This is a genomic window from Betaproteobacteria bacterium, from assembly GCA_016194905.1.
Taxonomy (GTDB): Bacteria; Pseudomonadota; Gammaproteobacteria; order Burkholderiales; family JACQAP01; genus JACQAP01.
Map to the genome: position 1 here is coordinate 68,230 of JACQAP010000034.1, position 24,860 is coordinate 93,089.

A 24,860-nucleotide genomic window follows, 5' to 3' on the forward strand; every position below is an offset into this window, starting at 1 on the left:
GAAGAGGTTCGAGGGAAACCGCGATGGAATCAAGCATCCTGGAGTTAGTGTCTCCGACGAATTGGGACCCCATCGTCAACGCCATCGAATCCGCGGACGCCACGCAGGCGTTGGAAAGAGGCCGCATCCTTTTGTTCAAGTTTCTGGGATTTTCGCTGACCCCGCGGGAGCAACGCTTTCTGAGCCCGGAATGCGCCGACCCGCGCGCCAAGAACATCAGCTACGACTCCGGCACCGACAAGGTTCGGGGCACCACTGTGCAAGGTGGAGACCGGGAGGACCTGACTGCGATGATGCGCCGGTTCGCCGCCCAGGCGCTGAACTTCGTCAACCAATTGTTGCCCATCTACGCAGAACATTTGGAAATGGGACGAACGAGCTACCGGCCCGTGGAAATCCTCGGGCGAACGACCTCGGCCACCAAGAACGATACTCGGCTCCATGTCGACGCCTTCGCGTCCAGCCCGGTGCAGCGGCGGCGCATCCTTAGGCTGTTCACCAATGTCAATCCACGCGGAGAGCCCCGCGTGTGGCAGGTCGGCGAACCGTTCGAACAGTTTGCTCCGCGCCTGTTGCCGGACATAGGGCTGCCGCGACCCATTGCCCCCTGGCTGCTGAAGCAACTGCGCATTACCAAAAGTCTCCGCACGCCCTACGATCACGTGATGCTCAATCTGCATGACCGGGTGAAGCTTGATACCGGTTATCAACGTAATGCGCCACGTGAGCAAGTAAATTTCCCGCCCGGATCGACCTGGATTGTATTCACCGATCGCGTGCTGCACGCTGCCCTTGGTGGGCAGTACCTGCTCGAGCAGACGTTCTATTTGCCAGTGCATGCGATGGCAGACGAAAGAATTTCGCCGCTGCGTATTCTCGAAAGCCACTACGGGCGGCCGCTTGCGTGAAATGAAGCCGATGAGCTTCGATGGCAACGACCGCGAGGCGTCGTCCTAGGTCGCCGGCACGACATCCTCCCCCTGCCCTGTCCGCCCCATGCTTCGCCCTGCCCATCTGCTGCGTAACGAGACTATCGCCGCGCATATCACGGAGAATCCGGTCGCGCTGGCCGTCCTCCTCTGCATAGCCTGGATTCTTCCCGGACTGGTCGGGCACGATCCCTGGAAACCGGACGAAGCGCACACCTTCGGCGTCGTCTATCAACTGCTGAAGGACGGCGACTGGGTCGTCCCGATGCTGGCCGGCGAACCTTATCTCGACAAGCCGCCTTTGATCTACTTGACGGCGGCTCTGACCGGCACGCTGTTTTCTCCGATATTGCCCCTGCACGACGGCGCACGCCTCGCCGCCGGCGTCTACATGGCGCTGGCATTCCTGTTCATCGCGCTGACCGCGAAGGAATTGTACGGAAGCAGCAAGAGCTGGGTTGCCGCGCTGATGCTGCTCGGCTGCGGAGGGTTGCTGGTGCGGGGACACCAGTTGATCGCGGATACCGCATTGCTGGCCAGCCTCGCGATCGGCCTTTACGCCCTCGCAATCTCGGCACGCCGCCCGCTGATAGCCGGATTGTGGCTGGGGACAGGCCTCGGCGTGTGCATCCTTTCCGAGGGACTGGTCGAACCGGTCATGCTGCTGCTCACGATGGCGTTGCTGCCGCTCATGTCATCGCACTGGCGCACCAGGCAGTATTTGCTGACCGTAGTTGTGGCTCTCGTGGTCGTAACGCCGTGGGCCGTAGTCTGGCCGCTGCTGCTGGAGGCTCGTTCACCGCGCCTGTTTGCGGAATGGTTCTGGGTCGAGAACGTGGAAAGGCTCAGGGGCATTTTCATTTTCACGGCGGACAAAAATTACTTCTATTACGCGAATGTGTTCCCCTGGTTTGCCTGGCCGGCCTGGCCTTTCGCGCTATGGGGACTGTGGGTCGAAGGTCGTGCCGGATTGCGAAAACCCGGGATCGTTCTTCCGCTCACTGCATTTGCCGCCTTCTTTCTGTTCCTCAGCATCATCGGCGAGGGCCGTGACGTTTACGGCATGCCATTGTTACTGCCGATCTCGCTGCTGGCAGTGGTGTCGTTCGAAACCCTGCGGCGCGGTGCCGCCAACCTGTACTACTGGTTCGCGATCATCCTGTTCACCTTCTTCGCCATCGTCGGCTGGTTCTACTGGATGGCGATCGACCTCGGCATACCGTTACGACTGTGGACGCACATGATGGACATGCAGCCGGCCTATCAGTCGGGTGGTCGTGCCATTGTGGTGATATTGGCCGCGCTGTTCACTTTCGCCTGGCTCCTGCTGCTGTTCAACGTCAAGCGCAGGCCGGAGAGGCCCGTGATCACCTGGGCGATCGGCATTACCATGCTATGGGCGCTGATCGCGTTGCTGCTGGTCAGATACATCGATACCGGGAAGACGTACCGCGCCGTATTTACACAGTTATCGCAGGCGATACCGGCGTCGCACGGCTGCATCTACAGCCAGTCGCTGGGAGATCCGCAGCGGGCGATGCTGCATTACTTCGCGAATATCCTGACCGTGCGCCTTGAAAATCCGGGCAAGCGCCCCGATTGCGATCTGCTGATCATTCAAGACAAGTGGAAGTCACCAACCCACGTCGACGGTTCCTGGAAACTGATCTGGGAAGGACGCCGTCCCGGCGACAAGGTGGAGCGCTTCCGGCTTTATCGACAATCATGAGCGATTCACTGCAACGATTTCTGCTGGAGAGCACGCCGGTTCGCGGCGAGATTGCGCATCTGGATGCCACCTGGCGCGCCGTGCTCGAACGGCGGACTTATCCGGCACCGCTGGAGCGGCTGCTCGGCGAGATGATGGCGGCTGCCGCACTGCTATCGGCGACGCTCAAATTCGAAGGCTCGCTGATCATGCAGATGCAAGGCAGCGGGCCGGTGCAATTGCTGGTGGTCGAAGCAACCAGCGAACGGACGCTGCGCGCCACCGCAAAGTGGGATGGAGATCTCGCCCAGGGCAACGTGACCGGGCTGCTGGGCGCGGGACGTTTCGTGATCTCCATCGTGCCGTCCAACGGCAAGCAGACCTATCAGGGCATCGTCAGCATCGAGGGCGAAAGCATCGCGCAGGTCCTGGAGCACTACATGGCGAAATCCGAACAGCTGGAAACCCGCCTTTGGCTTGCCTCGGATTCGCGTCAGGCCGCCGGAATGCTGTTGCAGAAGCTGCCGGCGGCGCCGAGCGAAGATGCGGATGCCTGGAACCGTGCGACCCGTCTGGGCGAAACCATCAAGCCCGAGGAATTGCTTCGGCTTCCGGCGCCGGAAATCATCCGCCGCCTCTATCACCAGGAAGACGTGCGCATTTTCGAACCGCGCCCGGTCGCGTTCCGCTGCTCCTGCTCGCACGAGCGGGTCACGTCCATGTTGCGCATGCTCGGGCACGATGAAGTGCGCTCCATTGTCGAAGAGCGCGGCAACGTCGAAGTGGACTGCGAATTCTGCGGCCGGCATTATATCTTCGATGCGGTCGATGCGGAGCAGGTGTTCGCGGCGAACGTCATCACGCCGGCGGAGAAGACGAAGCATTGATAGAAGCCGTGACGAACTGCTCATTCAAACGGACGCCTTCAGTAACCGCAGGTATGTCCAATAACGAAACCTCCCGCGTTCGCATCGACAAATGGCTTTGGGCGGCCCGCTTCTATAAAACCCGCAGTCTGGCGGCGGATGCAGTGGAGGGTGGCAAAGTGCAGGCCAACGGCGAACGCGTGAAACCGGCAAAGGTGCTCAAGGCCGGGGACATGCTCGCCATCCGCAACGGACATTTCACCTGGCAGATCACGGTGCTTGCATTGAGCGAGCGCCGCGGTTCCGCCACCGAAGCGTCCAAGCTGTATTCCGAATCCGATCAGAGCCGGAGGGAGCGCGAGGAGAAGAGTGCGCTGCTCAAGATCGAACGCCAGTCGAATCCGTTTCCCGGAGGGCGGCCCACCAAGAAGGCGCGCCGCCAGATCATCAAATTCACGCGGGAGCAAAACTAACAGCTGCGACCAAGTCATATTCCCCGGTGCGGCGCGCTGGCGGCCGTTCCCGCAAACGGGCCTGCGGCTAACGAGTCACGGCCGCGCCGCCAGATCATCAAATTCACACGGGAGCAAAACTAACAGCTGCGACCAAGTCATATTCCCCGGTGCGGCGCGCTGGCGGCCGTTCCCGCAAACGGGCCTGCGGCTAACGAGTCACGGCCGCGCCGCCAGATCATTCGCTTCATGCAGGACAACGATTGAGTCTTGACGAGCGAAACACCATTTTCCGCAAAGCAACATTTTTCTCGACAAGTCTCAAAACGCGGGCGTACACTGCGCCCTCCTTTCCGCCACCGTCAGAGAATGCTCAAGACATTCGCCGGTGGCGTTGCCGTTCCAGATGTTCCCGAGTGAGGAGATGCTCAGATGGATGACGTGGTAATCGTCGCTGCATTGCGCACCGGCGTCGGCAAGTTCGGCGGCACGATAGGCAAAATCCCCGCAACAGATCTCGGCGCGAAAGTCATTTCCGCGCTGCTCGCCAAGACCGGTGTGAAGCCGGACATGATCAGCGAAGTGTTGATGGGCCAGGTGCTCACCGCTGCCGCCGGCCAGAACCCTGCACGCCAGGCTTCCATCCGCGCCGGCCTTCCCCACATGGTTCCGGCGATGACCATCAATAAAGTCTGCGGTTCGGGGCTGAAGGCGACGCATCTCGCCGCACAGGCGATCAAGGCCGGCGATGCCGGCATCGTCATCGCCGGCGGGCAGGAGAGCATGAGCCTGGCGCCGCATGTGCTGAACGGCGCGCGCGACGGTTTGCGCATGATGGACGGCAAGTTAATCGACACGATGATCGTCGATGGCCTGTGGGACGTCTACAACCAGTACCACATGGGTGTCACGGCCGAGAACGTTGCGAAGAAATGGAAGGTATCGCGCCGGGAACAGGACGAGTTCGCCGCCGCCTCGCAGCAGAAAGCGGAAGCCGCGCAGAAAGCCGGCCGGTTCAAGGATGAGATCGTACCGATCACCATTTCCACCAGAAAAGGCGACGTGATCTTCGACTCGGATGAATACGTGCGCCACGGCACGACCGCCGATGCGCTGGCGTCGCTGAAACCGGCATTCGACAAGAGCGGCACCGTAACCGCCGGAAATGCATCGGGCATCAATGACGGCGCCGCTGCCGTGATGATGATGAGCGCGACCAAAGCAAGGGAACTGGGCTTCAAACCGCTGGCACGCATCAAGGCTTATTCGTCCGCCGGAGTCGATCCGAGCATCATGGGGATTGGTCCGATTCCGGCGTCGCAATTGTGTCTGAGGAAAGCTGGGTGGACGCCCGGGGAGATCGACCTGCTGGAAATCAACGAGGCGTTTGCAGCGCAAGCGATCGCGGTCAACCGCGACATGGGCTGGGACACGTCGAGGGTGAACGTCAACGGCGGCGCGATCGCGATCGGCCATCCGATCGGCGCATCCGGCTGCCGCATACTGGTCACACTAATTCACGAGATGATCAAGCGCGATGCGAAGAAAGGCCTCGCGTCGCTATGCATCGGCGGCGGCATGGGCGTTGCGCTCGCGGTCGAGCGGGGCTAAAGACAAAATCTGGAACCACGGAGGACACGGAGATCACGGAGGAAAGGTCAGGAACTGAAGTGAGCCAATGGGATGCAAGGTGGCCATCGCTATCGATTGGATACTCCGTCGATCTTCCCTTGTCCAGGTAGTCTTCAGCTCTCGAATTTCTCCGTGCCCTCCGTGGTTCAAGAATTGGAATCCGAACTGGAGAAAAGCAATGAACAACGGACGTGAAGTGGTAATTATTTCCGGCGTGCGAACCGCGATCGGCGATTTCGGCGGGGCACTGAAGGATTTCGCACCGACCGACCTGGGTGCGCGTTGCGTGCGTGAAGCGCTGTCGCGCGGCAAGGTGGCGCCCGAGGAAATCGGTCATGTCGTCTTCGGCAACGTGATCCACACCGAAACGAAGGACATGTATCTGTCGCGCGTCTGCGCAATCAACGGCGGGATCCCGAAGGAAGTTCCGGCGATGACGCTGAACCGGCTGTGCGGCAGCGGGCTGCAGGCCATCGTCAGCGCCGCCCAGATTGTTGCTCTGGGAGATGCGGACGTCGCGGTTGCGGGCGGTGCGGAGTCCATGAGCCGCGCCAACTATTGGCTGCCGGCTGCGCGCTGGGGTTCGAAGATGGGCGATCAGGTCGTACTGGATGCGCTGACTGGCGCGTTGTCCGATCCGTTCGATGCGATGCACATGGGGGTAACCGCGGAAAATGTCGCGGCCAAATACAGCCTGACGCGTGCCATGCAGGACGAGTTCTCGGTCGAAAGTCATCGGCGTGCGGCGAATGCGATACAGAATGGTTATTTCAAGGACCAGATCCTGTCGATAGAGATCAAGGACCGCAAAGGCACCAAATTATTCGACACCGACGAGCACGTGCGCGGCGACGCGACCGTGGAGAATCTCGGCAAACTCAAAGCGGTGTTCAAGAAAGACGGTACCGTTACCGCGGGGAATGCTTCCGGCATCAACGACGGTGCAGCCGCAGTCGTTTTGATGGAACGCAAACTCGCGGAAAAAAAAGGGTTGAAACCGATGGCGCGGCTGGTCGCATACGGCCACGCGGGCGTCGAACCGACGCTGATGGGTCTCGGCCCGATTCCCGCAGTGCAGAACGCCATGAAGAGGGCGGGCCTGAAAGTCGCCGACATGGATGTGATCGAATCGAATGAGGCCTTCGCTGCGCAAGCCTGCGCCGTCGCGAAGGATCTCGGCTTCGATCCGAAGAAGGTCAATCCGAACGGCGGCGCCGTTGCGCTGGGTCATCCGGTCGGCGCCACCGGCTGCATCCTCTCGGTCAAAGCGCTCTATGAACTGCAGCGCATCGAGGGCAAGTACGCACTGGTGACCATGTGCATCGGTGGGGGGCAGGGAATCGCTGCGATCTACGAGCGCCTCTGACGCTCGTAGATCGCAGCAGGGGCTAGGGACTAGGGGCTAGGGGGGGAATTTAAGGATTAGCCCAAGTCACAGGCGGCGCCATGCGCCGCTTTTTATTTCTAGCCCCTAGCCCCTGCATTTCCCCTAGCCCCTGAGCGCCAGCGGACCGCAGCCGCTGCAGCTCATCCAGGCACAGATGGATGAAGGCCAGCGCCGAAAACACCGGCGCCACCAGATTGAAGGGCGGGATGAAGTACATCACGCCGGTGATGAGCCCGAGCAGGAACAGCCGTCCACGCGCGATTTCGAAAATCCGCCTCATCTCTGCCGCATCGGCATGGTCTGACCAGGTGAAGCTGGCGTGGTCCAAAACCGCATTCTGAATAACGGTCGTCCAAGTGCCCCAATAGGCCCAGCTCACGCCGATCCAGACAGCGAGGGCGATCAGCATCGGCACCAGCAGGATGATCAGAATGATGGGGTGCACAAGAGATCTTGCGGCATCAATCAAAGCCTTAATCACAACGTCCATTTGAGCTCCATGGGTCTTAGGGGACTATATTAAATATATGTTTATATGAAATTAAATTTGAGTTACACGCGAATACGCCAACATTCGCAAATTTTGTGTTGACTTAGCCTGAGAGCCCATTACAATGCCATTGTTTTTTGCAGTGCAACAAGCTTCAGCCGCATCACAGGATTCAGTCCCGTAAATCGTTTCGCCTGCTCGAAGGAGAAAATCATGTACAACGTACCTGAGCAATTGTTGGCCACGAATAAGGAAAGCCTCGAAACTTTCGTTGAATTCGCCGGTATCGCCGCAGCCGGTGCCGAAAAGCTGCTGGACGTGCAACTGAAGATTGCCAAGGCCGTCTTTGCCGACACCGTGAAGCATGCCAAAACGGTCGTTGCCGCCAAAGATGTCCAGGAACTGACCGAAATCCAGACCTCGATCGTCCAGCCCTCCGCTGAAAAAGCGGCTGCTTATGGACGCAGCGTCTATGCCGTCGTCGCTGAGACCCAGACGGAACTGAGCAAGTTCTTCGAAGTACGCTTTGCCGATGTGAACAAGAACTTGACGACTGCCCTGGACAAGGCCGTAAAAAGCGCACCCGCTGGTTCTGATGTTGCCGTCGCTGCCGTGAAGTCGGCGCTGGCCGCCGCAAACCAGGCTTACGACGCATTCAGCAAGGCGACCAAACAAGTCGCGGAAGCAACGGAAGCCTCGATCACCGCCGCCAGCGGCGCGACCACCAAGAAAAAGGCCGCTTAAGCGTCCAGTAAACAGATTCAATTCAAAGGCCCCCGGAATAGTCCGGGGGCCTTTTGTTTTTGGAGGGGGCCGTCCTATAGAATCCGGTTTGATTTGGCGTTATCCGTTTTTGGCACTCACCAATCACCAATCCCCGCTCATGCGCCTGACCGACCGCCCGACATGGCAAGCCCTGGATGCGCACTCCCGTGACATGGGCGATGCGCGAATCCTCGACTTGTTTGCGCAGGATCCGCAGCGCGCCCAGGCGTTTTCGATCGAAGCCTGCGGGATGCTGCTCGATTATTCCAAGAATCCGATTTCGGTCGAAACACGACGTCTGCTGGTGGCTTTGGCCGTAGACGCCAGCGTCCCGGCACAAATTGCGGCCATGTTCGAAGGCCGACGCATCAACGTCACCGAAAAACGCGCCGTCCTGCATACGGCCCTGCGCAATCGTTCGCAGCGGCCGGTCATGGTGGACGGGCAGGACGTCATGCCCGGGATTCGCGCCATCCTCGAGCGCATGCGCGGCATGGCCGAACGTATTCGCGGAGGCATCGCGCGGGGCTGCACCGGCCGAACGTTCACCGACATAGTGAACATCGGCATCGGCGGCTCCGACCTCGGTCCGCTGATGGTGACAACAGCGTTGCGGCCCTATGGCTCGCCCGGCCTGCGCGCCCATTTCGTCTCCAATGTCGACGGCGCGCACCTGGCCGCCACCCTCGCCGGTCTGAATCCCGAGGCGACACTGTTCATTGTCTCGTCGAAGACCTTCACGACACAGGAAACCTTAACCAATGCGCGCTCTGCGCGCGAGTGGTTGCTTACTAAACTGGCTGCTTTCGCTCCCGCGGACTTGCTGGTTAAGCATCATTTCGCTGCCGTTTCGACCAATCTCGAAGCCACCGCCGCCTTCGGCATCATCCCCGAGCGCGTGTTCGGATTCTGGGACTGGGTGGGGGGTCGCTACTCGCTGTGGTCCGCCATCGGACTGCCGATCGCACTTGCAATCGGCTTCGAACGCTTCGAGGAACTCCTCGTCGGCGCCTACGAAATGGACGAGCACTTCCGCAACACCCCGCTGCAACGCAACCTGCCGGCCATGGCAGCGCTGATCGGGGTGTGGCACCTCGATTTTCTGGGTCATCCCACGCATGCGGTGCTGCCTTACGCCCAGGACCTGTTGCATTTTCCGGCCTTCCTGCAGCAGCTCGACATGGAGAGCAATGGCAAAAGAGTGGATCGGTCGGGCACGGCGACCAACTACTCCACCGGACCAGTGATTTGGGGCGCACCGGGGACCAATGGCCAGCATGCGTTCCTCCAGCATCTGCACCAGGGCACCCAGGTCACGCCGGCTGACTTCATCGTTGCGGTAAACGCGGGCGACAACATGCCTGGGCACCACGACATGCTGCTCGCCAACTGCATCGCGCAGACCGAAGCTCTGTTGCGGGGCAAGAGCGCCGACGAAGTCCAAACCGAACTGAAGGCGCGCGGCATGCAGGGCGAGGAACTGGAGCGACTGACGCCGCATCGCGTGTTTCCGGGAAACCGTCCGAGCAACACCATAGTTCTCAAGCAACTGGACCCGCGCTCACTCGGTGCGCTGATCGCGCTCTACGAGCACAAGGTATTCGTGCAAGGCGCGATCTGGAACGTGAACTCCTTCGACCAGTGGGGCGTGGAACTCGGCAAACAGCTTGCGGGTGGCGTGCTGGAGGATTTGAAGGCCGGCAAACCGGGACCGAGACACGACGCATCGACGCAAAGGTTGATCGAGTATGTCCTTAAAAACCGTGACGCGTGACGATCGTGACGACGTGACGAGGTACCAATGAGAACAGCGCGCCATGCGACGCTTTCTTGCGTCCAGGCTATCCGGTTTTGCATTTGTCCCTGCTCTTACGCCGTCACGGCTCGTCAACCTTCCAGGTTGAGGAAGTGCTCCCTGTAGTATTTCAATTCCTCGATCGATTCATGGATGTCGGCCAGCGCCTCGTGCTTGCCGTGCTTGACGAAGCCGGCCATGATTCCCGGCTTCCAGCGCTTGGCCAGTTCCTTCAGCGTGGAGACATCCAAGTTGCGGTAGTGGAAGAAGGCCTCGAGTTTCGGCAGGTGCCGGGCGAGAAAGCGGCGGTCCTGGCAGATTGAATTGCCGCACATCGGCGACGTGTTCTCCGGCAGGTGCTGCGCCAGGAAAGCGATCAGCGCCGCTTCCACTTCCGCCTCGTTTTCTGTCGCTGCCTTGACCCTGTCGATCAGGCCGGATTTCTTGTGCGTGGACTTGTTCCACGAATCCATGCGGTCGAAGACGTCGTCAGGCTGATGAACGACCTTGACCGGGCCTTCGGCTACGACGTTCAACTGCGAATCGGTGATGACGATCGCCACTTCGAGGACACGGTCATTGTCGGGACTCAGCCCGCTCATTTCCATATCGATCCAGATTAGGTTGCCGGGATCCTGTGCCATAATCTTTTGTGTTTTTTCGAATTTTCCTGACGCCATTCTGTCACAGACCCTAACCGACATCCATGAACACATTTGCCATATTGTTCCTTGCAGCGTTACTGACAGCCACCGGTCTGCGTCTCTGGCTGGCGTCGCGCCATGTGCGGCACATCCAGGCGAATCGCGGCGCGGTTCCCGCCGCGTTCTCGGATGACATCGGTCTTGAGGCCCACCAAAAGGCCGCGGACTACAGCAGCGCGAAGACGCGCCTCAACATGAAGGTCATCGTCTTCGATGCAGCGGTTCTGCTGATTCTGACTTTCGGCGGCGGGCTGCAGGCAATCGACAATCTCGCGGCGTCTTTTTTCGCGACCGGGATTTTCCGTGGCGTCATGTTCGTCGCGGTCCTGGCGGTGGTCCTGTCCGTCATCGAACTTCCGTTCGACCTGTACCGCACTTTCGGCATCGAGAGCCGCTTCGGCTTCAACAAGATGACGCTGGCGATGTTCTTCGGCGATCTTGCAAAACAGGCGGCGGTCGGCACGATACTCGGATTGCCGCTGCTGTTCGCAGTGCTGTGGCTGATGGCGGGAATGGGCGAAACATGGTGGCTGTACGTGTGGCTGGTGGCGATCGTCTTCATGCTCTTCGTGCAATTCATAGCGCCCAGCGTGATTGCACCGCTGTTCAACAAATTCGCACCGATGCAGGACGGCGAAATGAAGACGCGGATCGAGAATCTGATCGCCCGCTGCGGCTTCACGTCCAAAGGCCTGTTCGTGATGGATGGGTCGAAACGCAGCAGCCATGGCAATGCCTATTTCACCGGCTTCGGAAAATCCAAGCGCATCGTGTTTTTCGACACGCTGCTGTCGCGGCTGGACATCGCCGAGATCGAAGCGGTGCTGGCGCACGAGCTCGGACATTTCCGCATGCGCCACGTGATCAAGCGGCTCGCGCTGATGGCGGCATTCTCGCTGATATTCTTTTTCCTGCTGGGCCAACTCAAGAATCAGGAATGGTTCTATCAGGGACTCAACGTCGGCTATCCCGCCATGGATGCGATGGCGCTGACCCTGTTCTTCATGGTCATGCCGGTATTCACCTTCCTGCTCCAGCCCCTGCTTGCGATGTACTCGCGCAAGCACGAATTCGAGGCCGATCAGTACGCCGCGAAATTCACGCCGGCTCGCGACCTCGTTCACGCCCTGGTGAAACTGTACAAGGACAATGCTTCCACACTGACGCCGGATCCCCTGCATTCGGCGTTCTACGATTCTCATCCGCCCGCTGCTATTCGTATTGCTCGCCTCGAACAACTCGCAAGAACGTGAAGATCATGAACCACGGAGGGCACGGAGAACAACGAATGGAGATAAAAAACGAACAACGGTCGGACGATTGCCTGAAGCTAACCATATTCCTGCCCATTTCCCGCTACATTTTCGAACTTTCTATTTAATGCATTCCTCCGTGTTCTCCGTGGTTCGGAATTTTGAATGAGGTATTCTTTATGAGCGAGATATCGGAAGGACTGGTTCGGAAGAAATGCAAACCCTGCGAAGGCGGTGTGGCGCCGATGACGGAAACTCAGATCGGACACATGCTGAAAGGACTGTCCGGCTGGGAGTACAAGAACGGATTGGTGCAGAAGACGTTCAAGTTCAAGAATTACCACGAAACCATGGCGTTCGTTAATGCCACTGCATGGATTTCGCATCGCGAAGACCATCATCCCGACATTGCGGTCGGCTATGGCCAGGCCACCGTCGCCTACATGACGCACGCGATCAAGGGGATTTCGGAAAACGATTTCATTTGTGCCGCCAAAATAGATGCGCTTTTCGATCTGTAAATCAATCACCGCAGAGGACGCAGAGGGCGCGGAGGAAGAGCAAGAACAGGAGCGAACAACAAATGCGCACCGAATCGTCCGGCAGATTGCTCCTTCTTCCGCTTTAAGGTTTTGTTCCGCTATTCCTCCGCGTCCTCTGCGGTTGGCGTTGGTCTTGAATAAGCGTTGAGTGCGCCGCAGACCTTGCATCACGGCCTCGTAGTCGGCACTTTCGGCCGGCAATATCTGGTCGAACTCCCCGGTCCCGAAATCCTTACCTGTTTTCCGCGCGGCAAACGCAGCACGCTGGCCTGCGGCGATCGTGTCGAAGTCGCTCGCACAGCGCCCGACCAGGGTGTCGTCGAAGCCATCGATCCCCGCTCCGCATTGCTGTATCGCTCCGACCAATTCCGCCAGAAACTGATTGCCGCCAACGTCACGCAGATCGTCATCGTGCTGGCCGTCGTCCCCAGTTTCTACGAAGAGTTGCTGAATCGCTGCATCGCGGCCGCCGAAAATCAGCGCCTTTCATTGGTCATCGTATTGAACAAGTTCGACCTGGCGGAAGAAAGCACCGGCGCGATGGATCGCCTGATCCTGTATTCCGATCTCGGCTATCGCGTCATCCCGCTATCGGCCAAGCGCGACATATCGCCGCTGCGTCCCGCGCTGAGCGGACAGGTGAGTGTCCTGATCGGTCAGTCCGGCATGGGAAAATCCACGATCATCAACGCGCTGATTCCCGGAGCCGGAGCCACCACCGCGGAGATTTCGGCGGCGCTCGATTCGGGCCGGCATACGACGACTCACGCCAGGCTCTATCACCTCGATCCCACCTGCGATCTGATCGACTCTCCCGGGATGCAGGAATTCGGCCTGCATCACCTCACGCAGCAGGACATTGCCGAAGCATTCCTCGAATTCAGGCCATTGCTGGGCCATTGCCGTTTCCACAACTGCAGGCACCTGGTGGAGCCCGGGTGCGCGATCGCGCAGTCGGAAGCCGAAGGAAAAATCGATGCACGGCGGCTCGACGCCTATCGCAAACTGGTCAGGGAGATCGACTCGGGCAGGAAGTTTTAGTGTCCTGTTCCGCTGGTTCGTCGCTGAAAACCCGACGAGAATCGGCGGAACGGGGTACTGGGCACGTTACGCGCCCACCCAGCGCGCGACGGTGACCAGCGCGATGATGAACATCCACAACACCAGTGTGCGCCACATCATTCCCACCGCGCTTGTCATCGTGTTCACATCGGCGTCATCGCCGAGTCCGAGCTCGGGACGAAAACTCACGGTGCCATGATGATGCAGCGTTTCGCCGAGCCGAACTCCCAGCGCACCGGCGCCGCTCGCCAGAACCACACCCTGCTCCGGATCCATCCATGTCGTCGCCTGCGAGCGCCAGCAGTACACGGCATCCTCGAAGTCGCCGGCAACGGCGAAACTCATTGCCGTGAGCCGCACGGGAATCCAGTCGATGTAGTAAAATATCTTCTGCGCGAATTTCCCGAAATCGCCGTAATCCTGTCGCGAACGCGAACCCCATTTCTGATCGAGGATCCCGGACAGGCGATAGAGCACCACGCCGCTCGGGCCGGGCAGGATCAGGAACCAGAAGATGACGCCGAACACATGGCGATGCGAATTGATCAGGCCTTCTTCGATGGCCACCTTGGCGATCTCGGTGCCGTTGTACTCTACCGCCGATTCGCCGCGCCAATCGGTCAACAGCACCCGCGCCCGGTCCAGATCGCCGGTGCGCAACGCTTCGACGATTTCGGTGAAGGCATGACTGAACTGGCGGAATCCCATGGCGAGATAGAGCACCGCGACGTTCCACACCCATGCCGCGGCGATACTGACGTCCAGAAGGAAATAATGAATCGCCAGCGAAACCAAAACCCAAGGCAGCATCGCCAGCAGCCAGGCGACCATGCCCTGATCCTGCGCGCCGGCATTGAAATGATTGCCCAACGAATTGACGTAGCGCAGATACCAGCGATAGACCGCATTGCGCGAGCTGAGCGGCCGAACCTGCTCGATCAGCAGCGTGAACAGAATAGAGAGGAATGACATTGCGAAGTCGGATCACCGTTCCAGCCCGCATCTTACCGGATCGCAGCGCAACGGCCGGGACTGGCGCCCCGTCACGCTGACTTCGCCCCGGCAGTCACTTCGCTCCGGCACTAGCTTGGCGGTGCGGTGCCGGGGCGCCATTTGTGTGCGACGGGTTTTACTCCAGCTCTTCGGCGCCGGTAGTGCAAGTCTATCAACCGGAAACACTTTTTTGGCTCACCGCCGGATTGGCACCGCTATTGCTTTGATAGCGTGCAGACGGAGAATGGTCTTGCTGCCCGAAAGCAGCATGATCCGGTAGGGACACTAGGGTTCCGACCCGAAAGGGTGACTGGTCCGAGAGTGGCCCGGCCTCATGATGAGGCTCCACGGAGGGATAAAAGCCCGGGAGAGCGAGACTGCTCTCCATCGCTTTTTCTACCCGAATGAGGAGTTCAACATGCAAGGCCTGCTCACTGTAGTCACGCGTCGCGTTACGCAGTCCCTCGTCGCCATCCTGCTTCTCGCCGGGAGCGGCGCCTTCGCCGCGGGAACGGCAAAAATCGGCACGGTAATCTGGATCGGCTACGGGCCCTACTACGTCGCCGACGCGCTCGATCTTTACAAGAAGTCCGGCCTCAAAGTCACGCTGCAGGTCTTCAGAGATCCCGCGCTGATTCCGCCCGCGATCGAAGGCGGCTCGGTGGACGGCGGCATGCTGACTTACGACCAGGTCATCGGCCAGGTCGCCAAAGGCAGCACCCAGCGTGTAGTCAGTCCGATCGATTATTCCGCGGGCGGCGACGCGATCGTCAGCAGCGTGGACATCAAGAAGGTCGCCGACTTCAAGGGCAAGAAAGTGGGCTTCAATCCACTGTCGCCCTCGGACTTTCTGTTGTCTTACGCGCTCAAGGTCAACAAGCTGAGCGAGAAAGACGTCCAGCCTGTCAACATGACGCCGGAAGCGATCCCTGCGGCGATGGCCTCCGGCGCATTGCCGATCGGCGTGACCTACGAGCCCAACGTGTCGCAGATCACCGCGCTCGAAGGCGGGAAGAAATTCCATGTGGTGTATTCGTCCAAGGATGCCCCCGGCCTGATCACTGACGTGATGGTGTTCAAGAAGGAGGTCATCAAGGCCAAGCCCGAGGTCGTCAAGGCGCTGATCCAGGGTTACATCGACGGGCTCGACTACATGAAAAAGAATCCCGACAAGGCCGCTGAAATCATCGGCAAGGCGCTCGGGGTGTCCGCCGCCGAAGTGAAGGAACGACTGTCCGGGGTGTACAACATGCTGCCAAACGAAATGACCAAGGTCTTGGCGAAAGGCAAGGACACCACCTCCCTCTACGTCAGCGGCGCGCTGATCGGCGAAATTCTGAAGGCAAAAGGCCAGATCACCGCGATACCGAAAATCGAGGATACCTACGACGACTCCATCCTCAGGACGATGATGAAGAAGTAACCGGAGCGGGCCCGCGCACGCGCGGGCCCTTCAGGGGCAATCCAACGACATGCCGAAACAGTTCTTTCGCTCTCCCGACGGCGCCTGGCTGAATATCGTGGCGCTGTCTTATACGCTCCTGGGATGGGCATTCGGCATCGCACTGATGACCGCCGACGCCTGGTATGCAAACCTGGTCGGCGTGCTGCTCGCCGGGCATTGCCTGACCTACAGCGCCTACTTCGTGCACGAGTTCGCCCACCAGAGCATTTTCAAGTCTGCGGCCGCGAACAACCGCTGGGGCGTGCTGATGAGCTGGATCAACGGCAGCTGCTACGCGTCTTTCCAGGCGTTGCGCCGCAAGCACATGCGCCACCACATCGATCGCGCCGATGTGCTGACTTTCGACTACAAGAAATTTCTGCGGGTGTCTCCCGCCTGGTTCCGCGGACTGGCGATCGCCGCCGAATGGCTGTACATCCCGGCAGTGGAACTGATCATGCACGCTTACGTGATGGTGCTGCCGTTCGTGAAGCCGGCGCGACATGCCGAGCGGCCGCGCGTACTCGCGACTGTCGTAATCCGGCTCGCTGCGTTCGCGGCGCTCGGCTGGTATGCGCCGCAGGCGCTGGTGCTGTATGCCGTTGCCTACTTCATCATGCTGCACGCGCTGCGTTTTACGGACGCGTATCAGCATACCTACGACGCCTTCGCGGTACTCGAGGAAGGCGATATTCCGGACGACAAGGTTCGCGATCGCCGGTACGAGCAGGCCAACACCTATTCCAACCTGGTTTCGGTGGTCCACCCCTGGATGAACCTGCTGTTGCTGAATTTCTCTTATCACAATGCCCATCATGAGCGCCCGATCGTGCCATGGCATGATTTGCCGGCGCTGGACGCACAACTGTTTCCATCGGACCACGTGCAGGTCATGCCGATGAGTGAACTGCTCAAAGGCTATCACCGCGACCGTGTCGCCCGCATTCTGTCCGACGACTACGGCGAGGTCGCCACCAGTGGTCCCCACAAGGCGGACGGCTTTCTCGGCGCTGCAGGTGTCTCCTTCCTCACCGCAGTGTGATATAGGGGATGAACCCGAACTACGCGCTTGCCGGCAAGGCCGTCATGGTCACCGGAGCGGCCCGCGGTATCGGCCACGCCATCGCGCGCGGTGCGTACGTTGTTGCCGTTGCTGGGATCGGGATCGAGCATCATCAATCAGGCCTCCATCTGGGGCCTCACCGGCGTATCGGGTTTCTCCGCCTACGTCGCCAGCAAACATGCGGTGATCGTGGTTTCCAACGGCGAAGTGATGCACTGAATCGATGACCACCATTTCCCTCGAAGGCAAGACCGCGCTGGTCACGGGCGCTGCGACCGGCATCGGGCGGGCCATTGCCGTCGCGCTCGCGGCGGCCGGAGCGCGCATTGCGGTCAATCACCTGGGGCGCGCCGCCGAAGCGCGGCAAGCGGTCAAGGAAATGGCCGCCGCCGGCGCGAGCGCCATCGAGGTCGACGCCGACATCACCAAGGCCGCCAAAGTCGAACGCATGGTCAACAAGGTCAGAGATGCGCTGGGACAGATCGACATCCTGATCAACAACGCCGGCGTGATCCTCGAGAAACCGTTGCTGGAAACCAGCGAGGAGGACTGGGACTTCGTGCTCGACACCGACCTCAAAGCCGTTTTCCTGTGCTAGCGCGCGGTGCTGCCGGCGATGGTCGAACGCGGCGGCGGCCAGCATTTTCCCGGCACCACCAGCCTCGACGCAATGACGCTGGCGCATACCGTGCGCGACACCGTGCGCGAGTTCGCGCGACATGGCGTGAAAAAACTCGTCATCGTCAACGGCCACTACGAAAACCAGTGGTTCCTGATCGAGGGCATCGATCTGGCGATGCGTGAATTGGGCACAACGCCGCTGACGATCATGCGCTTGGAGTACTGGGATTTTTTCACTCCAGCAACGCTGGCGAAAGCGTTTCCCGATGGATTTCCCGGCTACGCGCTGGAGCATGCGGCCGTGCTCGAAACTTCCATGATGTTGCACTACCATCCCGAACTGGTCCGGCTGGACCGCATCCCGAACGATCCGCCGGCGGATTTCCCGCCTTACGACATTTATCCGACCCGAACCGAATGGGTGCCGCCGTCCGGCGTGTTGTCATCGGCGAAAGCCGCGACCAAGGAGAAAGGATCGGCGATGGCGCAGGAACTCACGACATTGATCTCCGGCGCGGTGCGCAAGGAGTTTTCGTGATCCAACCCCCTACACCCAACACAGAGGCACAGAGGGCACGAAGAAAAACAATAACAGAGGAAAAACCGCTGCGAGTTGGAGATACCAGTGTATGCAATCGTCGGAGCGGGTCGACAGAAATTCACACCTCCAAGAAATATTCATTCCGTCTTCCTCTGTGCTCTCTGTGTCCTCTGTGCCTTAAGGTGCAACACTTACGGCCGAAGCTGCTGTGTTGGGTGTAGATAAGGTGTAGACATGAACCTTCTTGAAGGTTTGGCATTGGAGCGCACGGCGCTGCTGGTCATCGACATGCAGCGCGACTTTCTCGACCCGCGCGGCTACGCGGCAAAGGCCGGGCTGGATATTGCGCCGTTGCAGACCGCCATCGCGCCGGTGCGCAAGCTGCTCGATGCCGCACGCGCCGCCGGACTGATGATCGTGCACACCCGCGAGGGACATGTCCCCGATCTGTCCGATTGTCCGCCGGTCAAGCTTGCCCGCAGCCGCAACGCCGGCGCGGAAATCGGCAGCCCCGGTCCGCTCGGACGCCTGCTCATTCGCGGCGAACCCGGACACGATTTCATCGATGAATTGCAGCCGGCCGCCGCAGAGATCGTGATCGACAAACCCGGCTACAGCGCCTTTGCGCACACCGACCTCGATCACCGGCTGCGCGTGCGCGACATCGAAACGCTGTTGTTGAGCGGCATTACCACCGAGGTCTGCGTCAGTTCCACGCTGCGCGACGCGGTGGATCGTGGTTACCGCTGCATCACCATCGGCGACGCCTGTGCATCGGCATTTCCCGACCTGCACGACGCAGCCCTGCGCATGATCGCCGTCGAAGGCGGCATCTTCGGGTCCGTCTCGAGCAGCGAACAAGTTGCCGCTGAACTCGCTGGCAGAATGGTCGCGTGACCGCGGCCACAGAATTCACCCGAATATTTACACCCAACGCAGAGGCGCGGAGTGCGCGGAGTGCGCAGAGAAAAACAAACGGGGATAGAAACTGCAACAAGTTCGAGCGTCAGATATACACAATCATCGGAGCACATTGGCAGGAATTAAGCCCGCCACGAACCAATCATATTTCTCTTCCTCTGCGTCCTCCAGCCTTTCTCTGCGCCTCTGCGTTGGGTGTAATCCTTAGATGGTGATCCAGCTTCAGCCTGGTCCCCCAGTACCGCCGGCGTATATAGGCGTATGGAAACGAACGCTGCTGCGCACGCCGGAGATCGAGGACACGACTACGCAGGTGGTCTGGATGCAGACGCAATCGTGGCACGCCGACATTCGCGTACCCGCCGGCCGTCCAGCTTTCGCGGGCAAAGCAGGGCCGGATCAGTTGAACCGCACCGAGTTGCTGGAGCTGGCGAGGCAACAGGGATTCTGCGGCACGACGGTCGTGGACGAGGATATCTGCAGATGGTTGCGGCGCCACGACTTCCAACCGCCGAGCGGCGCCAACGACATCGGCCGCATGGTGTTCGACACACCGGACCGCGTGTTCGAATATGGCGTCGAAACCGATTACTTTGAGATCTGGGAACGTGTACCTGTGAGCGCCGGGGAAAGCTCTGCCAATCAATTGTCAGCCGACCCTCTGACCCTGCTACTGACGATGGGCCCGTTCTTCATGATCGTTCGCCCGCGTGCAATCAGGCTGCCACAGGCGACCTGCCTTGCCGACTTCGCGGCAGAAAAATGCAGTGCCGAGCTGCGGCAACTGGTGGATTTCGAGATCTCGTTCGGAAGGCGCGGCAACTGCAGCGACACGTGGCGGATAGAACTCTCGACGTTGCCGTGGCAGGAGGGCGCCGATATTCCAATGGATGCCTGATCAGCGCAATGGCATTGCCGGAATGTGCATAATACATAATTACCATACACACGGAGACAATCGGTGCGGACCAACATTGTCATTGACGAAAAACTGATCGCGGATGCAATCAAGGCTACCGGAGCACAAACCAAGCGAGAGGCCGTGGAGCTTGGACTCAAAGCCCTGATTCGGCTTAAGGAGCAGGAGGCGCTCAAGGGATTTCGCGGCAAGCTCAAGTGGCGGAGTGATCTGGACCGCATGCGAACCGACTGATGCTCCTGGTCGATTCCGGCGTATGGGTGGATTATTGCAACGGTCGGATTACGGAGGAAACCGACCGCCTTGACGCACTTCTCGGGACCGAGCCTGTAGCGATTGGCGACCTGATACTAGCCGAGGTGCTGCAGGGATTCCGCAATGATGCCGACCATGCGACCGCAAAGCGGCTAATGACCAGTCTGACGATTTACGACCTGCTGGGAGCCACGCTGGCGCTCAAGACTGCCGACAACTATCGGGCGCTTCGAAAAAAAGGCGTCACCGTCCGCAAGACGACGGATGCAATCATTGCCACGTTCTGCATCGAAAACGGGATCCCGCTTTTATATTCCGATCGCGATTTTGATCCGTTTGTTAAACACCTCGGACTGAAGACGGCTCTTCGTCGCATTTAAGAAATCTATCGAACATCGGGCCCGCCATCAGCACAGGAAAAGGCGGTTGCCGCGCGTCAGTCGTTGATGGCCTGATACACCATTTGCTTGAACAGATAGCGGTCGTAACGTCGCGGCATGCCCGGCTGCCCTTGAGTCATCCATACGCAAATCAGTTCCTCTTTCGGATCGACGTAGAAGCCCGTGCCTGCCGCCCCCGCCCAGTAGTATTCGCCGGCCGAACCGGTAACTTCGAACCGGCCTGTTTCCCGTCTCACGGCGAAACCGAGCCCGAAGCCGGTGCCCGCCGGCAGCGTTGTCAGTCCCGAGGCTTTGGTGTCGCCGAGATGGTCCGCAGTCATGTACTGCACGGTGGTGCGGCTCAACAACCGCACGCCACCGAGTTGGCCGCCGTTGATCATCATCTGCAGGAAGCGGGCATAGTCCGCGGCGGTTCCCACGCTGCCCGCGCCGCCAGCATCGTTCTTCTGGGGTACCGTAACATCGAGGAGGTTGATGGGGGTATTGGTCGCACGATCGGTGGCGAAGGGTTGCGCGAGCCGGTCGAGCTTTTCTTTCGGCACGATGAACGCCGAATCCGTCATGGCAAGCGGCGTGAAGATGCGCTCCTGGAGGAACTGGCCGAGGGGCATGCCGGATATCGCCTCGATCACGCGCCCGAGCACGTCAGTCGACAAACTGTATTCGAATGTGCTGCCCGGCTGGTGCGCGAGCGGCACCTTCGCCAGGCGCTCGATCTGCTCGGTGGGCGTCACGTCCTTCCAGTCGACGCCTTCCTTCGCGTAAAGCTCCTTGACCTTGGGATGCGCGGTATAGGCTCCATACACGAACCCCGATGTGTGCCGGAGCAGATCCTGGATCGTAACCTCGCGATCGACCGGAACGTTGAAATATTTCGCCACCCCGGTGTAGGGGTCCGTCGAGGCGACGCTGACCTGCAGATTGGCGAGCGCCGGAATATATCTGGAGACGGGATCGGTCACGCGCAGCCGCCCCTCCTCCATCAGCATCATGGCCGCCACCGAGGTATACGGCTTGGTCATCGAGTAAAGACGGAAGATCGCATCCTTCGTCATCGGCTTGCCGCTCGCGGGGTCGAGTTGCCCGAAGCTCTCGAAGTAGACGATCTGACCTTTGCGCGCAACCAGTATCACCGCACCCGGGTATTGTCCTTTCTCGATCTCGCCCTTGATTGCGGGACCGATACGCGCCAGACGCTCTGAGGAAAATCCGAAATCTTCAGGTGAAGCCGACGGCAGATCCGCCGCCCAGGTTGCAGCCATTACGGAAAATACAACCATCAAACACCCGAAGAGATTACGAATTCCTGTCATGTCCGTCCCTCGATAATTATTTAGTAGCGTATTTTTCTTAAGAGACTCATCCAGCGGCGAGTCGTCCTGAGAACGTCTTGAGGTCCACGACTTCACCGTAGGCCGAGGCCAGAGCCGCCATGAACGCGCCGTGCACCAGCGTTGCGGGAATGATGTTGCCGCCGAACTCCAGATCGCAGGCTGCGCAGGCATCTTCGATCACCGTACAGCGATAACCCATGTCGAATGCCGCTCTCACGGTGGCGTCCACGCACAGGTTGCTCATCGCGCCGCAGAAGAACAGTTCTTTCGCCCCGAGCACGTGGATGATCTTGGCCAGCGTAGTATCGCGAAACGCATTCGGATAATTCTTGGTGATCAGCATGTCGTCGCCCTGCGGCGTGACCCGCGGATCGATCTCTACGCCGGAAGTCCCATCCAGTAGAAATCCGACTGCCGGATCCCTCTCTACATGCCGCACGTGAATGACCGGCATGCCTTGGGCACGGAACAGTGCGATCAGTGACGCGGCCCGCTCGACCGTGCGTTCGATGCCGGGTAGCACGAATTTGCCATCAGGAAAATAATCGCGCTGCAGGTCAATGACGATGAGGGCGGTGTCGAACATCGTTTCAGGTAGCAGGTAGGAAAGTCAGGCAGCGAGGCGCATTTTCACCGGTATGCCCGCCTTGGCGCACAAGCCGACCAGATAATCGAGTGAAAGCAGCTCCACCTTGCCCCGCGTGATCTCCGATACGCGAGGTTGCGTAATGCCCAGTCTTTTTGCGGCATCCGCCTGAGTAAGAGCGCTATATTCCATCCACCCCCGCAATGCCTCGGCAAGTTGCGCACGCAGCAGCATGACAGCCGCCTCATGGGGCGGGAATCCCAGGTCGAGGAACACGTTTCCGCTGGATTTCGAAATTTTTGTGGTCATCGTCCAGCCCTTTTTTAATCGCGACCTTCATGTCCGCGCGAATCGTCTTCTGCTTTTCTCTCTTGGAAAGCATGCAGGACATAGCAGTAGCTTCACGCGACGATTATACGAATATTCGTATCGACGTCAAGCATCGAGACATTAACGGCGCCCATGGTGCAGCGCATCCAGCCGCCCGGTTCTGGACTTGGCGGTCGGGCGGGTGCATGCTTTTCAGCCTGCCCGGTCGCGGGCGGGGACCTATGACGGCGCCATCGCGCACACGCTGCGCTCGCGCCACGGTCCGCGTCGCCTTATTTCGGCCGGAGAGAACAGAAGAATCGACTACGGGAGGGGAAAACCATGAGTGCTGCCGGATCTGCTGCAAACCCGCGCTGGTGGGTGGCGGGCGACTGGAACGGGTTCTTCGGTCTTTTCACCAACGTCCTGCTGAATGTCATTGTCCTCACCACGCTGTGCCTGTATGTCGTGCAGCTTCCGCCCGACACGGTGTACGGACGGGTGCTGCCGGCGCTGGGCATTGCGCTGCCGATCGGCAACCTGTTCTACGCCTGGCTTGCCTACAAGCTGGCGAAGGAGACCGGTCGCTCCGATGTCACGGCGATGCCGTACGGCCCGAGCGTGCCGCACATGTTCATCGTGGTGCTGGTCGTCATGCTGCCCACCTATCTTTCCACCAAGGACCCGATGATCGCCTATGCCGCAGGGCTGGCCTGGTGCTTCATCATCGGCGTGATCGTTCTGCTCGGTTGCTTCGTCGGGCCGTGGATCCGCAAGATGACCCCGCGCGCCGCGATGCTCGGCACACTGGCCGGCATTTCCATCGCCTTCATCTCGATGCGCCCGGCCTTCCAGATGTGGGAAGTGCCCTGGATCGGCTTCGTCTGCTTCGCCATCGTGCTCATCGCCTGGACCGCCAACATCCGGCTCCCGGGCGGCGTTCCCGGCGGACTGGCCGCGGTGATTGTGGGCGCGGCGATCGGCTGGCTCGCCGCGGCCTTCGGCTGGAGCGACTACATGAAGGGCGCCGAAGTCGGCAAGGCCTTCGAGCAATTCGGCCTGCACCTGCCGTGGTTCTCCGCCGATGTATTCCGCGGTCTGGCGGGCATTGCCCCGCTGCTGGCCACCGCCATCCCGCTGGGGATCTACAACTTCACGGAAGCGATGAACAACGTGGAGAGCGCCTCGGCGGCGGGCGACAACTACAACCTGCGCAAAATTCTCGCGGCGGACGGTATCGGTGCGATCGTCGGATCGATGCTGGGAAGCCCGTTCCCGCCGGCGGTGTATATCGGGCATCCGGGCTGGAAGTCGGTAGGCGGGCGCATCGGTTATTCGTTCGCCACCGGTATCGCCATTGCGCTGGTCTGCTTCCTCGGACTCACCGCGCTGTTGCTGAACCTGATTCCGCTGGTGGCGATCCTGCCGATCCTGCTGTACATCGGCCTGGTCATCGGCGCGCAGGCATTCCAGGCCAGCCCGGCAAAGCACGCGCCGGCGGTGGTGCTGGCCATCATCCCGAACATCGCCGAATGGGCCAAGATCAACATCGACGGTGCGCTCGGCGCGGCGGGCACCAGTGCCGACAAAGTCGGCATGGCCGCGCTCGGACAAGTGGGCGTCGTCTATCACGGCCTTGCCACACTCGGAGGCGGATCAGTGCTTGCCGGCATGGTGCTGGGTGCGATGGCAGCCTTCATCATCGACTCCAAGCTGACCCACGCCGCCATCGTGGCGTTTGTCGGCGCGGCGTTCGCCTTCATCGGCCTGATCCACGGTCCGCAACTCGGCTGGATGGTGTCGCCGCTGGTCTCGCTCGGCTATGTGATGTTCGGCGCGGTGTGCCTGCTGATGTCGCGACAGGAGACGCCGCCCGCCGCGGCGTAGC

Annotated in this window: 26 protein-coding genes and 1 pseudogene; 21 read left to right on the forward strand and 6 right to left on the reverse strand. The window is 60.0% G+C overall.

All coding sequences use genetic code 11. The features are described from left to right. The first annotated feature begins 23 nt into the window (after window positions 1-23). The 6 genes from HY067_21985 (at window position 24) to HY067_22010 (ending at window position 6,953) form a co-directional block, all read left to right on the forward strand. On the forward strand, window positions 24-908 hold the full coding sequence (locus tag HY067_21985; GenBank protein ID MBI3530626.1) for a Kdo hydroxylase family protein: 885 nt from the start codon (window positions 24-26) through the stop codon (window positions 906-908). 88 nt (window positions 909-996) lie between these two features. Then, on the forward strand, window positions 997-2,658 hold the full coding sequence (locus HY067_21990) for a glycosyltransferase family 39 protein (protein ID MBI3530627.1): 1,662 nt from the start codon (window positions 997-999) through the stop codon (window positions 2,656-2,658). Further along, window positions 2,655-3,524, forward strand: coding sequence for an Hsp33 family molecular chaperone HslO (gene hslO, locus HY067_21995; protein ID MBI3530628.1), 870 nt, complete (start codon window positions 2,655-2,657; stop codon window positions 3,522-3,524). The genes HY067_21990 and hslO overlap by 4 nt, the downstream gene beginning before the upstream one ends. 53 nt (window positions 3,525-3,577) lie before the next feature. Then, window positions 3,578-3,976, forward strand: a complete 399-nt coding sequence (locus HY067_22000; protein MBI3530629.1) for an RNA-binding S4 domain-containing protein — start codon at window positions 3,578-3,580, stop codon at window positions 3,974-3,976. Window positions 3,977-4,387: 411 nt separating this feature from the next. Continuing rightward, complete coding sequence (locus tag HY067_22005) at window positions 4,388-5,566, forward strand: acetyl-CoA C-acetyltransferase (protein ID MBI3530630.1); 1,179 nt, start codon at window positions 4,388-4,390, stop codon at window positions 5,564-5,566. 199 nt (window positions 5,567-5,765) lie between these two features. Next, complete coding sequence (locus HY067_22010) at window positions 5,766-6,953, forward strand: acetyl-CoA C-acyltransferase family protein (GenBank protein MBI3530631.1); 1,188 nt, start codon at window positions 5,766-5,768, stop codon at window positions 6,951-6,953. Between the two features lie 49 nt (window positions 6,954-7,002). Here HY067_22010 and HY067_22015 read toward each other — a convergent pair whose 3' ends face one another. Next, window positions 7,003-7,464, reverse strand: a complete 462-nt coding sequence (locus tag HY067_22015; GenBank protein ID MBI3530632.1) for a hypothetical protein — start codon at window positions 7,462-7,464, stop codon at window positions 7,003-7,005. A gap of 213 nt (window positions 7,465-7,677) precedes the next feature. On the opposite strand from HY067_22015, the gene HY067_22020 reads away from it, so the two are divergent. Next, window positions 7,678-8,208 carry a phasin family protein gene (locus tag HY067_22020; GenBank protein ID MBI3530633.1) on the forward strand — a complete coding sequence of 177 codons (531 nt, stop codon included), beginning with the start codon at window positions 7,678-7,680 and terminating at the stop codon, window positions 8,206-8,208. Window positions 8,209-8,347: 139 nt separating this feature from the next. Further along, a complete protein-coding gene (pgi, locus tag HY067_22025; protein ID MBI3530634.1) occupies window positions 8,348-10,003 on the forward strand; it encodes a glucose-6-phosphate isomerase in 1,656 nt (551 codons plus the stop codon). A gap of 113 nt (window positions 10,004-10,116) precedes the next feature. Here pgi and orn read toward each other — a convergent pair whose 3' ends face one another. Further along, complete coding sequence (gene orn / locus HY067_22030) at window positions 10,117-10,668, reverse strand: oligoribonuclease (protein MBI3530635.1); 552 nt, start codon at window positions 10,666-10,668, stop codon at window positions 10,117-10,119. Window positions 10,669-10,730: 62 nt separating this feature from the next. Between orn and HY067_22035 the strand changes: the two genes are divergently transcribed. From HY067_22035 to rsgA, 3 genes are all read left to right on the forward strand, one after another. Further along, a complete protein-coding gene (locus tag HY067_22035; protein ID MBI3530636.1) occupies window positions 10,731-11,981 on the forward strand; it encodes a M48 family metallopeptidase in 1,251 nt (416 codons plus the stop codon). Window positions 11,982-12,160: 179 nt separating this feature from the next. After that, window positions 12,161-12,502 (forward strand): 4a-hydroxytetrahydrobiopterin dehydratase, encoded by a 342-nt coding sequence (locus tag HY067_22040; protein ID MBI3530637.1) that lies wholly within the window; start codon window positions 12,161-12,163, stop codon window positions 12,500-12,502. Window positions 12,503-12,667: 165 nt separating this feature from the next. After that, the gene (rsgA, locus tag HY067_22045; protein ID MBI3530638.1) at window positions 12,668-13,564 is read left to right on the forward strand and encodes a ribosome small subunit-dependent GTPase A; all 897 of its coding nucleotides are present in this window, start codon (window positions 12,668-12,670) and stop codon (window positions 13,562-13,564) included. A gap of 66 nt (window positions 13,565-13,630) precedes the next feature. Here rsgA and HY067_22050 read toward each other — a convergent pair whose 3' ends face one another. Next, complete coding sequence (locus tag HY067_22050) at window positions 13,631-14,557, reverse strand: CobD/CbiB family protein (GenBank protein MBI3530639.1); 927 nt, start codon at window positions 14,555-14,557, stop codon at window positions 13,631-13,633. A 439-nt stretch (window positions 14,558-14,996) separates the two neighbouring features. Here HY067_22050 and HY067_22055 point away from each other — a divergent pair, with 439 nt between their 5' ends. The 9 genes and pseudogenes from HY067_22055 (at window position 14,997) to HY067_22095 (ending at window position 20,722) form a co-directional block, all read left to right on the forward strand. Then, window positions 14,997-16,001, forward strand: a complete 1,005-nt coding sequence (locus tag HY067_22055; GenBank protein MBI3530640.1) for an ABC transporter substrate-binding protein — start codon at window positions 14,997-14,999, stop codon at window positions 15,999-16,001. A 49-nt stretch (window positions 16,002-16,050) separates the two neighbouring features. Further along, complete coding sequence (locus HY067_22060; protein ID MBI3530641.1) at window positions 16,051-17,064, forward strand: fatty acid desaturase; 1,014 nt, start codon at window positions 16,051-16,053, stop codon at window positions 17,062-17,064. A 93-nt stretch (window positions 17,065-17,157) separates the two neighbouring features. Beyond that, window positions 17,158-17,274: pseudogene (locus HY067_22065) on the forward strand (SDR family NAD(P)-dependent oxidoreductase). A gap of 34 nt (window positions 17,275-17,308) precedes the next feature. Next, window positions 17,309-17,683 carry an SDR family NAD(P)-dependent oxidoreductase gene (locus HY067_22070; GenBank protein MBI3530642.1) on the forward strand — a complete coding sequence of 125 codons (375 nt, stop codon included), beginning with the start codon at window positions 17,309-17,311 and terminating at the stop codon, window positions 17,681-17,683. An 18-nt stretch (window positions 17,684-17,701) separates the two neighbouring features. Then, a complete protein-coding gene (locus HY067_22075; protein MBI3530643.1) occupies window positions 17,702-18,244 on the forward strand; it encodes a creatininase in 543 nt (180 codons plus the stop codon). Window positions 18,245-18,481: 237 nt separating this feature from the next. After that, complete coding sequence (locus tag HY067_22080; protein MBI3530644.1) at window positions 18,482-19,144, forward strand: cysteine hydrolase; 663 nt, start codon at window positions 18,482-18,484, stop codon at window positions 19,142-19,144. A gap of 232 nt (window positions 19,145-19,376) precedes the next feature. Beyond that, entirely contained in the window at window positions 19,377-20,066 is a 690-nt protein-coding gene (locus tag HY067_22085; protein MBI3530645.1) for a hypothetical protein, read from the forward strand. A gap of 63 nt (window positions 20,067-20,129) precedes the next feature. After that, window positions 20,130-20,321 carry a type II toxin-antitoxin system VapB family antitoxin gene (locus tag HY067_22090; protein ID MBI3530646.1) on the forward strand — a complete coding sequence of 64 codons (192 nt, stop codon included), beginning with the start codon at window positions 20,130-20,132 and terminating at the stop codon, window positions 20,319-20,321. Continuing rightward, a complete protein-coding gene (locus HY067_22095) occupies window positions 20,321-20,722 on the forward strand; it encodes a PIN domain nuclease (protein ID MBI3530647.1) in 402 nt (133 codons plus the stop codon). The genes HY067_22090 and HY067_22095 overlap by 1 nt, the downstream gene beginning before the upstream one ends. Before the next feature lie 56 nt (window positions 20,723-20,778). Here the strand turns inward: HY067_22095 and HY067_22100 are convergent, their stop codons facing one another. Genes HY067_22100 through HY067_22110 form a run of 3 tightly spaced genes read right to left on the reverse strand, consistent with a single transcriptional unit; the run spans window position 20,779 to window position 22,972 of the window. After that, window positions 20,779-22,056 (reverse strand): beta-lactamase family protein, encoded by a 1,278-nt coding sequence (locus HY067_22100; GenBank protein ID MBI3530648.1) that lies wholly within the window; start codon window positions 22,054-22,056, stop codon window positions 20,779-20,781. A 46-nt stretch (window positions 22,057-22,102) separates the two neighbouring features. Beyond that, on the reverse strand, window positions 22,103-22,663 hold the full coding sequence (locus HY067_22105; GenBank protein MBI3530649.1) for a cysteine hydrolase: 561 nt from the start codon (window positions 22,661-22,663) through the stop codon (window positions 22,103-22,105). 24 nt (window positions 22,664-22,687) lie between these two features. Beyond that, on the reverse strand, window positions 22,688-22,972 hold the full coding sequence (locus tag HY067_22110; GenBank protein MBI3530650.1) for an XRE family transcriptional regulator: 285 nt from the start codon (window positions 22,970-22,972) through the stop codon (window positions 22,688-22,690). 342 nt (window positions 22,973-23,314) lie between these two features. Between HY067_22110 and HY067_22115 the strand changes: the two genes are divergently transcribed. After that, window positions 23,315-24,859 carry a regulator gene (locus tag HY067_22115; GenBank protein ID MBI3530651.1) on the forward strand — a complete coding sequence of 515 codons (1,545 nt, stop codon included), beginning with the start codon at window positions 23,315-23,317 and terminating at the stop codon, window positions 24,857-24,859. Window position 24,860 lies beyond the last annotated feature (1 nt).